Source organism: Croceivirga lutea (assembly GCF_014235875.1).
Taxonomy (GTDB): Bacteria; Bacteroidota; Bacteroidia; order Flavobacteriales; family Flavobacteriaceae; genus Croceivirga; species Croceivirga lutea.
This window is the reverse complement of the sequence record NZ_JACJUK010000003.1, coordinates 471,780-484,557: the sequence shown is the minus strand read 5'-3', so window position 1 is coordinate 484,557 and position 12,778 is coordinate 471,780. Positions and strand designations below refer to the sequence as shown.

Sequence of the window (12,778 nt, the reverse complement as noted above, 5' to 3'; positions counted from 1 at the left end):
TAATTCGGGATTAATAGTAATATTTTGAGTAGGCGCGGTACAACCGTTATCATCTCTTACATCAATGGTGTAATTACCAGCGGCAAGATTAGTAAAGGTGTGGGTATTAGCATTAGCAGGAGTAGGAGCTACAAAAGGCCCACCATTTAAACTAAAGGTGTAACCACCGTTACCAGAAGTAACATTTACTTGAATAGTAGCATCATTAGCGCCGCTGTAACAAGTTGTAGCAGTTGTAGTAAATGTTAATGGATTAGGAATTGTAATGGTAAGTACAGCATCAGTTGCATCAGTACAACCATTAGGGTCTCTGGCTACTACGATGTAATCTCCAGCAGCAAGACCAGTAAATACAGTATTGTTTCCATTAGTTGCAAAATCAAATCCAGCGATAGGATTACCAATGCCATCTTCTAATTGAAAATCGAAGCTAGTAGACCTGCCATTTACACTAGCGGTAATAGTACCGCCGCCGTTAGTACAGGTAAGTTGGTCAGTAATAGCAGCCGAGGTAACAATAGGATCAGGTTCACTAATAACTTGATTAAGAGTTACTGTACAAGAGTTGTTAAGTACATCTCTAATTTCTATGGAATAGGTATTGGCTACAAGGGTATTGATAGTAAAAGTGCTGGTAGTTTGAGCGGCTGAGAAAGCGCCCCCGTTTACAGCATATTGATAACCATTAACGGTATCAAAGTTTTCAACTTCAATTTCAATAGACCCATCATTACCCGCATTACAGGTAACAAAGTTAAAGTCGGTAATACTTGCCGTAAACTCATTTCCAGCTTCTACTGTTACGTTAGCGGATGTAGTACAATTACTACCGTAATCTACAACTACACTATGTGTTCCTACAGCTATATTGTTGAAAGTATTTGCAACTTGGAAAGCACCGCCATTAATAGCATACGTGTAGCTAGGGTCATTTGGTAACACACTAATGTTGCCTGTTCCATCACAATTATAAGCCACAGTAAAAGTTAATGTAGGTGCTATTGGTAACGGATTTATTGTTATGGGAGCTAAAGTGATAATACAGTTGGTCTGTGCAGCATCTCTAACATTAATAGCGTAGTTGCCATTAGTTAGCCCTCCAAAGGTTATTCCACCTGCAGTTGCTGTAGACCACGATGTTCCACCATCAATACTGTATTGATAAGAACCAGAGCCACCCGTAGTTGCAGTTACGCTACCAACAGTGATTTCTCCGTCTTGAGTACAGGTATAGTTTTGTGTAAGTGCCGCTTCGGCAACTAATTGATTGGGTTGATTTAGGGTTACTGTAGCCGTTGAAGTACAACCATTAACATCTCTAATAGCTATATCATAGTTTCCTGCTACTAGATTTGAGAATTCTGGACTCGTTTGAAATGTGCCTCCATTGTCATTGCTGTACATGTATGGAGCTTCTCCCCCACTGGCTACTATTGAAATACCTCCATCATTATTTCCAAAACAAGTAACATTGGTTATGGTTGGAGTAACGGCAAGCGGAGTGTCTTGAACAATGGAGATATCAAAAGAAGCTTCACAGAAGCTAGCCCCTCCGTTATTGTCTCTTACATAAACATCATAATCACCCGCTGCATTAACAGTAGCCGTACTTGCTGCTGCAAAATCTCCTGCAGTAGGTGTTACTCCGTCAGTAACTACAGCATATACTAAGTTACCGTCTCCACCGGTTCCTGTGATGTCAATAGTCGTATCTGTTCCGCAAGCGGTGATATTTGAGGCAGTTGCCGTTACACCTAATTCGGGATTAATAGTAATATTTTGAGTAGGCGCGGTACAACCGTTATCATCTCTTACATCAATGGTGTAATTACCAGCGGCAAGATTAGTAAAGGTGTGGGTATTAGCATTAGCAGGAGTAGGAGCTACAAAAGGCCCACCATTTAAACTAAAGGTGTAACCACCGTTACCAGAAGTAACATTTACTTGAATAGTAGCATCATTAGCGCCGCTGTAACAAGTTGTAGCAGTTGTAGTAAATGTTAATGGATTAGGAATTGTAATGGTAAGTACAGCATCAGTTGCATCAGTACAACCATTAGGGTCTCTGGCTACTACGATGTAATCTCCAGCAGCAAGACCAGTAAATACAGTATTGTTTCCATTAGTTGCAAAATCAAATCCAGCGATAGGATTACCAATGCCATCTTCTAATTGAAAATCGAAGCTAGTAGACCTGCCATTTACACTAGCGGTAATAGTACCGCCGCCGTTAGTACAGGTAAGTTGGTCAGTAATAGCAGCCGAGGTAACAATAGGATCAGGTTCACTAATAACTTGATTAAGAGTTACTGTACAAGAGTTGTTAAGTACATCTCTAATTTCTATGGAATAGGTATTGGCTACAAGGGTATTGATAGTAAAAGTGCTGGTAGTTTGAGCGGCTGAGAAAGCGCCCCCGTTTACAGCATATTGGTAACCATTAACGGTATCAAAGTTTTCAACTTCAATTTCAATAGACCCATCATTACCCGCATTACAGGTAACAAAGTTAAAGTCGGTAATACTTGCCGTAAACTCATTTCCAGCTTCTACCGAAACAGGAACTACTACAGATTGGGCACATAATTCTGGAATTTGAAACGCTTGTATATCATCTATAGCAATGTCATTACCACCTACAACTGCAGAATTAGTTCGAATAACGATATCTAAATTGGAATTGGCTCCAGGATTTAGATTAACCGAATAGTTTTGCCAGTCGTTAGCATTATTGTTTTTAGGTATATTACCAGTGGTTGTATTTGCAATTACGTTTCCTGAGCTATCAACCAATTGTATTTCAACCGAAGGGTCTCCACCACTGGTGCCTGTTCTTTGTAAATTAAATGCAAACAAAGAAATAGTAATATCTCTATTCGGTATTACTTCTATGGCATCCTTTCTATAGACAACACCACCAACACCTGCAACACCACCAACATTGATAGCTAAAAACCTACCATTGGCGTCTCCGGTATGGTCATTTGGGCTTCTCCAAGAACCATAAGGGTTTGTAATTACTTGAGTAACTGAATATTCACCATCTTGTATATGGGTGTCTGTTCCAAAACCACATGTGCTAGGTGTTCCATCTTGTGGTTCATAACAATATGCCGGGTCAATTTCTGTAATTGAAGTATTAGCCCCTTGGCCAAAACTTTCTGTTAACAACGTGCTAACCGCAGGTGCAACATTAGAGATATAGTTAATGGTTATGTTATGATTTCCAACGGGAACATCATTAAATACATTAGAGGTATTTGGGGTGTTCAGAACACCGTTTAATTCATAGGTGTAATCAAAATTTGTGTCTGGGGTATTTACAGTGACAACACCTTCCCCATCACAATCATAACTTATTGATGTTGAATATACTGGCTCTACAGGTTCTGGCTCAACTGTTATATTCATAAAGAAAGTACAGTTGTTGGCATCTCTTATAGCTAAAGTGTGATTTCCTGGCAACAAGTATTCAATGCTGTTACTACCATAACTGGAGCCACCATCGAAACTATATTCATAAGGGGCTGTTCCACCTAGAGCATTGGTAATTCTAACCTCTGCTCCCACTCCAGGATTACATTCTGCTAACTCAGTTACTGCAGCCGATGCTGAAAGTGTTTGAGGTTCAGTTAAAGAACGAATTTCACTAACCGTACATCCGTTAGCATCTCTTACAACTAAATTAAAGTTACCCGCTCCAAGATTGTTAAACACATTTGAAGTTTGAAAACTTCCGCCTCCATTATTACTGTATGTATATGGAGCTTCACCTCCTGAAGCAGTTATTGTAATAGCTCCATTATTGTCTCCACTACATAATATTTGACTATCAGAAATAGACATGGCTAGCGGAGCGTCTTGAGCAATGGAGATATCAAAAGAAGCTTCACAAAAGTTAGAAGCTCCATTATTGTCTCTTACATAAACATCATAATCACCCGATGCATTAACAGTAACTGTACTTGCTGCTGCAAAATCTCCTGTAGTTGGGGTTGCTCCGTCAGCAACTACAGCGTATACTAAGTTGCCGTCTCCACCTGTTCCTGTGATGTCAATACTTGTATCTGTTCCACAAGCGGTGATATTTGAGGCAGTTGCCGTTACACCTAACTCCGGATTTATTGTTATTGTAGCGGTATCTGAACAATTGTTACCATCTCTAACAGCTATAGTATATGTTCCTGCAGCTAGACTATTAAATACGTTGTTAGTTTGAAAAGCACCACCATTAAAACTGTATTCAAAATTACCATCTCCACCAGAAATAACATTGGCTGTAAGGGTTAGTCCAGCAGCACTATCAAAGCACGAATCATTAGGAATAATTTCTAAGGTTGGTGCAACCGCAGGATTAATATCAAATGTGGTAGTAACTGTACATCCGTTAGCATCTGTAACCGATGCAGTGTAAGTGCCTGTTTGACTTAAATTTGAAAAAGTACCTGAACCGTTACTACCAAAAGGTGTTGTATCTGGATTAGTTAGTGTAAAAGTATTACTACCCCACCCTCCTGTAGCAGATAACACAACACTCCCTGAAGCTGAACAAGTTGGTTGCGTTTCAGATGCCGTTAATGTTAATTGAGCGGTTGGTCTGTTTACTGTTACAGAAGCGGTATCTGTACAATTTGTGTCTACATCTGTAACCGTAATTGTATAAGTTCCATCATCTAGGTTTGCAAATGAAATAGTTGCATTAGCCTCATTGTTCCCAGAAAATGATTGTGGTCCTGAGACACTGTAATTGTATGCAGTAGAAAAGTCAGAAACGGTAAAGGATACTTCACCATCGGTATCATCAAAACAAGTAACGTTACTAATTAAGTTTCCTACAACGCTAAGTGGAGTTACTGGCGCTATGGTTAAACTTTCTTCATAAAAACATCCATTTGCATCAGTAACTCTAAAAAGATAGCTATCTGGTACTAAAGCGTCAAAAGTAGCTGTATTACCTGTAGTTGTAGTTGCTGCAATTACAGCAGGTGTTACAATTTCAAAGGTGTAAGGTCCTTCGCCATTTACAACATCTACAGAAACGTTAGAAATATTGCTAGGACAAACAGGTGCAGAAGCAGTAAAAATCAAATCTGAAGGAGCCACAAATGCATCAATTGCAATGGTGCTGGATTGTGCAGTACAACCATTAGCATCTCTAACAGTAATTTGATAATTACCAGCAGTTAATCCACCAAATTGCTCCGCTCCAAAACTACCATCAAAGTTGATGCCGTCTATAGAATATTCGTAAGGTGGGGTTCCACCCGCTGCGTTTTGTGCTTCGATAATACCGTCTTGTAAACACGTATCATCTTGTAATAATACAGCATCTATGGTTAAAGGTGTTGTTGGCCCTCCAATAGAAAAAGTTTCAACAAAGTCACAACTTATTCCACCTTGAGATTGTGTTATAGATAGTACGTAGCCACCTCTACCTAAACCAGTAAAAACCCCTGAGGTGTTTGTAGCTGTTGAACTATCAGGAAAGGTTAATAAATAGGATAATGAATAACCGTTGGAATTAGTTACATTGACTGTAAAAGTTCCGTCTTCTTGATCAAAACAAGTCTCGTTGGTAAGCGAAGTTGTGTATTCAAATGCAGATTGTTCACTTATTGTAATTTCATTGGATACAAAATGACAAAGATTGTCATCAACCACAACAAATTCATAGTTGCCAACCTCTGTAGCATCAAATGTAAATGTTGAACTAGATTGATACGCACTACCGGGTATACTAGCAAAATCTGGGTATAAATCTACACCGTCATGACTCCAAATAGCATAAAAATAATCTGGGTTTGGAAAGCCTCCTGTAGCAGTTAATTCAACAATTCCATCAGTACAATCTACAGATTTAGTAACTAATGCACTTAAGTCTAAGTCTGTTCTATCAACAATGGTATAGGTGTTAGAAAAAGAACATCCATCATCTGTTGAAACTCTAATTTCATACGTACCATCATTTAAATTATTAAAAGTATAGTTGTTATCAATTGTTGGCCCATGCGTGTCTATAGAAGTTCCACCTTGCAAGATTTCATAGTAGTACTGAGGCTCTACATCTAAAGCAGAAATAGAAATGGCTCCTAAGCCATTACAGTTGGTGTCTGTTGTGGTTACATCAACCTGAAAGTTTCTTTCTCTAATTCCTATATCTTCAATTCTAAAAATACAACCACCCGCTACCCCTTGTTGACGCATTTCAACAGTGTAAACACCATTTGTGTTAATGGTAAAACTTGGGTCTGTATTATACGGAGTTACAACCGTGCCGGTAGAAGAGTTTATTAGCTGAAACTCATAATCTAAAGGCATATTTGTTACTGTAATGTTACCTGGGGTATTACAGATAATGTCACTACTATTAAATTGCGGGTCTAAAGGGTTTTTATAAATATTGAAATAAAATCTACTAAAACAGCCATTTTGATAGTTAATAACTAATCTGTATTGACCTGAATCTTGTGCTATAAAATCATTACCTGTTGCTATGTTGTTCCAAGTACAGGTTGCATTTGTATTGGCACAGTCTTGTGTAGCGGCTCCACAACTAGCTTCATCTAATTGTTCCCACTCAATACTGTCCGCATCTGGAATATTAATTTGAATTAACTCTGTGTCGTTTAAACCACAAAGAAATATTTGAGGCAACTCTTCACCATCATTTGGACAAACCACTACTTCTCCCTCAACTGTATTTGAAGTGTCATTAATTAAAGTAGCAATTGGGTTTACTTGTGTGTTGCCAAACAATACAACTTCTATTGCTTCTTGAAATCCTAAACAGGGTTGCGCAACATCTTTGTCAACTAAATAGAAACCAGGTTGAGTAACCACAAAAGTGCTTGGGTCATTGTCTGGGTCTCCATCAGTAATCACAACATCACCAGCATCTAATTGACCATCGCCATTTTCATCTGAATACCAGGTATATGCATCAAAGTTATCACCAGCGTCCAGTGTTACATCTTCACCGCATAGTTGAACTTGTCTGCTGAAAGAACATGCAGATAAATCGTCTAATAGAAAATTAGTTGCGCCAGGCGTTGTAAAAAAGCAATTATCAAAGTTTGATACACTAGGGTCGTCTGTAATTTCATTTGGATTATCAACACCTTGATAAGTAGAAAATGCAGTATTTTCTATAACATTTTGACAGGCGTTTACAAAGTCATAACAATTTTGAGCCACTCTAACCCGCATTCTAATCTCATAAAACGGGTCGTTAATTTCTACAAGATTATCAGGAATATTAAAGATTATCTCATTAGCTACCGGGTCATAATTATAGGTAACTCCCGGAGGCAGTTGTAACGATAATTCGTTTAGTGTAACATTGGTAGGAAGTACATCTCTTATAGAATAATTTGTAGCATTGTCATTACCTCTATTTCTAAAAGAAAGAATATAATCTAGTTCTTGGCCTAGATTAACTCCAGATCCAGTAATATCATTTCCTGCGATATCTTCAACAGTTTTAGATAACAGGATGTCGGGTTCAATAATCTCAATTCCGAAGGTTACCAAGAATGCACCAAACCAATCACTAGAGGTACTAAGTCTTAAAGTTGCAGAAGTATCATTGTTGCCTATGTAGCTGTTACCAGGATTGTCTAACTCAAAAATATCAGAGTCATAACCTAGGGTATTTCTACTATCTAAATTTCTGTTGGTGGTATGAGCCCCATCAATGGTGATACTAGAATTAAAAAAGTTATTTGCTGGGTTGGCGGCATTTGAAATTGGATTAAACGTACCGCTGCTGTTAGACATGATACTAAAGCTATCCCCCGTAAGGTCAGTCTCACCTTCTAAAACACTAACTCCAATTTTAGCATTTACACTACCAGTAGGAATTGTATTAAATCCTGAAACTACAATATCTTCTGTTCTATCTGCTGTAGTTGCCGTAGTTACACCTTCATAACCATCAAAAACAGAAATGTATTTTCCTGGTAAGGTTGGGTTTTCATAGATAATTACTAATGTCCACCCCGCAACGCCATTAGATGTGTATCCTCTGGTTCCTCTAACATTTGCCACAAAGTATTCACCTGACGGGTCTGCTAAAGCTTGTAGTTGATTGGTAACGTTTTTATAACAAACATATGGGCTATCTGCTACTCCGCTGGCAAAACCATCGATAATAACGGCATCTTCTTCACCAACGGGGTCGGGGTTATTATCAGCAACTAAATCTACATAGCTTCCGCCGGGTACTCTAAACTTAATTTCAGTAACATCGTTATGTGTTAAGTCATCAAACGGTTCTGATTGATAAACATAATTAGACCTACGTTCATAATCATAATTACCCGCCCAATATAAGCCTGCGTAATAAATTTCTGAGCACTCAGGTAAACTTAATGATGAACTACTCGAACTAAATGTTGTTGGGTCGTTGTCGATGTCAACATACTCTCTATGCCAATTGTTGTTGCCTTGATTACCATTATAAGGTTCATTCCAGTTGGTTGCATCATATACCCAATCTACACGGTTCATTACACTGTTTGATAAAAAAGTGTAATCACCGCGAATATTAATGTATGAGTTACCATTTTGGGTTAACCTTGGGCCAAAGGGAACTTCTTGCGCATAGCTAAAACTAACAAACACGAAAAGGTAGAGCATTAGCACCACCCAAAAACTGTTTTTAAAGTATAGGTTTTTCATTTGAATTAGCAAGCTTGGGTATTTTTAGTTGTTTTTTTAGTTTGGGGTAAAGCAGAAAACGCAAAAGGGATTTTTGTTTTTTGCTTGGTATATTTTTGATTAGTAAAGAGGTTTAAGTACACATGTTGATTGTTAAAATCATCTAAATCTGAACCATCTTCTTCGTATTCTAGATCAGCCGACCTAAAGTCGCTCCCTTTGATTTTTATAATCCACATGTCATTAGTATAAGTTTGGTTTAGTTTAGAATAATACGCGTCTGTAGCATTATCTTTTTCATCATATCTTCTTATGTAGACGTACTTAAAATTGTTTTTTGGGTTTGTAAAATAACCAGGATTAAAACCTTGTTTCTTAAGATTGTTGATAAATGGCTCAACATATTTCTCTGACTTAAATACGTTGGTAATTAAGTAGTAACCGCTCTTAACCCCAGGCACTTCGAAATTTTGAATTATGTTTCGTTTTTTCTTTTCTGTAGGTTTTGAAGTAGCAACTTTCTTTTTGGTTGTACCACTATTTATTTGTTTTTCTTGCTGTAGTTGTTGATTCACTAGTGTGGTTAAAGAGTCTATTTGCTTAAGAAAATCTGCTTCTTTGTCTTTGCTTATAGAGTCTTTGGTTTTAAGCAGTTCTTGAATCATTTGATTGTTGCGTCTAACCTCTTCTCTTAGTTCTGCTAACTCTAATTCTTTTTGTTGGTATTCTTCAATTTTTACGTAATCTTCAGTGTAGTCGTCCTCTTCAATTTTTCTACGCTTATCTCTAATAACTCTGTTTTCTGTTAATGTTGGAGTAAAAGAATAGGCAAGTGAAATCTCATGGTTAATACCAAAATTTTCAAAATTGTTTCCAAAACCTTTTTCAACGGTATAACCAAGAGAAACTCTTTTAGTTACCGTAAAACCTAAGCCAGCTGCAGCGCCATAAAAGTCATCATAACCTGCTTGTAGCCATCCTAAGTTAGGAAGGTCTAAAATTAAACTTCCTCCTAAAACTACATCTACCTCACCCACCTTGCGCAGTCGAGCTAATGAAAGAAGTCTCGCATCTTCAAACAGTCCACGAGCGTAGTCAAATTTGTGAGTATATTGTAGGTGTGCGGTGTAAGTTTTCTCATTAAACTCGGTTACCGATTCACTAGTTTTTAAGTTATAATCAAATAGATTTTCTGCAAAAACACCAAAATCAAAATTCTTGTAAGACAAATTAAACCCTGGTTGAAAAGAAATTAATGAAGAGTTTTCTAAACTAAATAACGTAGGGTCTGCTTCTACTGGGTTAGCTCTATTATTGTTAACACCGCTAGTGTAATAAATAAAGTTAGCACCAAAAGTAAAGTTCATTTCTGTGTTTAAACGAACACCATAAGCATAGTTTGCTAAAACACCATAGTTATCAACCAAACCTTCTCTTTGGTTAAAAACACCAAGACCTAAACCAGCCCTATCCCCTATTCTACCGCTATAACTTAGGTAATAGGCTCTATAATTATCTTCAAATGAAATTGACTGATTTCTATGCTGTAGGTTAAAATAGGATTTGTCTTCTCTTACGGTTGAAAATGTAGGATTAATTAAAAACCTATTGAATTTTTGCAAATTGTGGGATGGAACATCGTAAGTTGCAAAAGGAGTTTCTTGCTGTGCTGATAAAGACAAACTCAGTAGCAATACAAAAGGAACGATATGTTTTTTTACGCTACTTAACATCATTTAATAACGGTTATAGTTCCTTGTTTAATGGTGCTGCCTAATTCTTTAATCATGTAGTAAAACACCATATTTTGCTTAGGAAAACTTGTTGTTGATTCTGGCCAGTTGTTTTGGTAGTTATAGGTGTCTAGAATTTCTTCTCCATTTTCACTATAAATACGAACAGATATGTTTTGTTGCCCAGAATATATATTAGGTAATAACCATAGGTCATTAATGCCGTCACCGTTTGGAGTAATTACATTAGGAACCTCAAAATCATCTCTTAATATGGCAGTGAATGTTCTTGAAACATTACAATTGTCTACGCTGGCAATAATAGTATAACTCCCAGCTTGAGAAACTGTATAAACGGCATCTGTTCCAATTAAATTGTTTTGCTCGTCATACCATTCATAAGATGTTGCACCCGTTGCTGTAACTGGAATTGTAGTTCCTGAAACATACAAAAACTCATCTTCAACATCTATAGTTATGGCGGTATCATCAAAAGGAACAATATCTATAACATTTGATGTTAGAATACAATCACCATCATAAATTTGTAGTTGATAAGTACCAGTTTCAGTTACTGTAATACGCTCATCTGTTAAATTGTAAATACTTCCATTACGCAACCATTCAAAGCTTCTTCCGTTTATGGTGTTATTGGTTTGAATTTGTAAGACATCACCATCACAAATTGCTGTTCCATTAGAGGTTATTTCAATTTCTTCATCTGTAGAAAGAATTACCACCAAAGAATTTGATGTGGTGTTATACGTTGCCAATTGACCTTCTAATGTGTAAACACCATTAAAACTATTGTCTAAGACAAAATGCGTTGTTGAGGTTTCGCCAGCAATAGCCGTATTGTCAACGTTCCATTGATAGGTGAAATCATTTATGAGTTCAGTTGTAACGTCTATATTATCTGTTCCAAAAACTGCAGTTATCGTTGATAAACTTAAGGTGATGTCTGTATTTGTACAGTCTTGGTAAGAACCATCATAAGAAATGGTAAATTCAAAACTATCTGGTGTTGCAATAGTTATAACATTTGAATCTTCAGAGTTTGCCGAACAAGCACCCCCTTGATTAACTCTTATAAAGTATTCTCCTTCTTCAGATGCTGCATATGTGTTGGTAGTTGCACCAGCAATTGCTGTACCGTTTCTAAACCATTGGTATGTTGGGTTGTTTGCATCGGTGTCGGCCGTTAAATCAATAGTTTGTCCTGGCAATAATATTTCATTAGTTGAACCCTGCAGAGTTAATGAAAATACGCCCGCATCTGTAACCTCAATAGTGTTAGACTGCTCTGTGCAAGAATTGTTGCCTTCAGTTTCTACGTAATATACACCTTCAAAATCAGCATCATTCGCGTCTACTGTTATAGAAGATAAGCCTAGTGTTCTAGAAGTTATGGCAGTACCATTTTTATACCAGGTGTAAAAGAGATTAGCATCATCTTCACTAGCTACTAAGTCAACGGTTTGACCATTGCATATGTTGGTTTCTCCAGATGCTGTTATAGATATATTTAAAGGTGTTACATATACTACGGTAATAGAATTTGATAAGGTATTAGCAGAGCCAGAACAATTTTCTCCGTAATCTATTTCAACAGAATATACTCCTGGTTCAGAGACGGTTATGCTGTTAGAGGTTTGTTCTAATAGTTCTGCTCCGTTAAACCAATTAAAAGAATAGTTTTCTGCGTTTGGTACATTGTGTGTAGCAAGAGTTACAGTACCATTTTCACAAGACTGCACTTGTCCGCCAGAAGGAATATTACCATCACCATCTTTACTAATTAAGATGGGATCTCTATATCCAATATAGTACATAGGGTAGGGGTCAGACTCATCGCCAATTACAGCTGGGCTGGTACTTCTAACCCGCATTCTGTAGTTGTCTCCACCGGTATCTTCAGGTAAAGCGAAGTTAAAATCAAAATCAAAAGTTGTGTTTTTATCGCTTATAGTATCTAAAGGAGTAGGATCTGTAAAATCTCCACTAGGGTCAGATAGTTCTAATATAAATTCATTGTCTCCATTAACTAAAGGCGGTCCCCAGGTAAAGTTTACATAGTATGTGTTGTAATCTTCTGAACCACATGCATAAACCCATGCAGAATTACCCGGTAAATCGGGATTATCTGCAGCGGTAGGTGCATTCAATACTTGCGCATTACTTTTTTCTGAAGTAAAAAAAGCCATGGCGCAGAGTAGTAGAAGACTGTACTTTAAAAAGTGCTGCATAGGTTAATTTTGTTTGGGGGCAAATAGCTCCTTGGTATTAGCTCCAAGCTAATTCTACCCAAAGATTCGTATTAATAAATGTGTTGAAAACTTATTGTTGTGGTTAATGTTATTTTTGTTGTGAAAGACCATTTTATAGAT

3 protein-coding genes are annotated in these 12,778 nt (G+C 37.3%); all 3 read right to left on the bottom strand.

Going from position 1 to position 12,778, the window contains the following annotated elements:
• Positions 1 to 8,679 (bottom strand): beta strand repeat-containing protein (locus H5V42_RS08410; protein WP_185782694.1); only part of this gene is annotated, 8,679 nt, incomplete at its 3' end.
• A 5-nt stretch (positions 8,680 to 8,684) separates the two neighbouring features.
• Positions 8,685 to 10,394, bottom strand: coding sequence for a PorP/SprF family type IX secretion system membrane protein (locus H5V42_RS08405; RefSeq protein ID WP_185782693.1), 1,710 nt, complete (start codon positions 10,392 to 10,394; stop codon positions 8,685 to 8,687).
• Entirely contained in the window at positions 10,391 to 12,637 is a 2,247-nt protein-coding gene (locus H5V42_RS08400; protein ID WP_185782692.1) for an Ig-like domain-containing protein, read from the bottom strand. Before H5V42_RS08400 ends, H5V42_RS08405 begins: the two co-directional genes overlap by 4 nt.
• Positions 12,638 to 12,778: the final 141 nt, after the last annotated feature.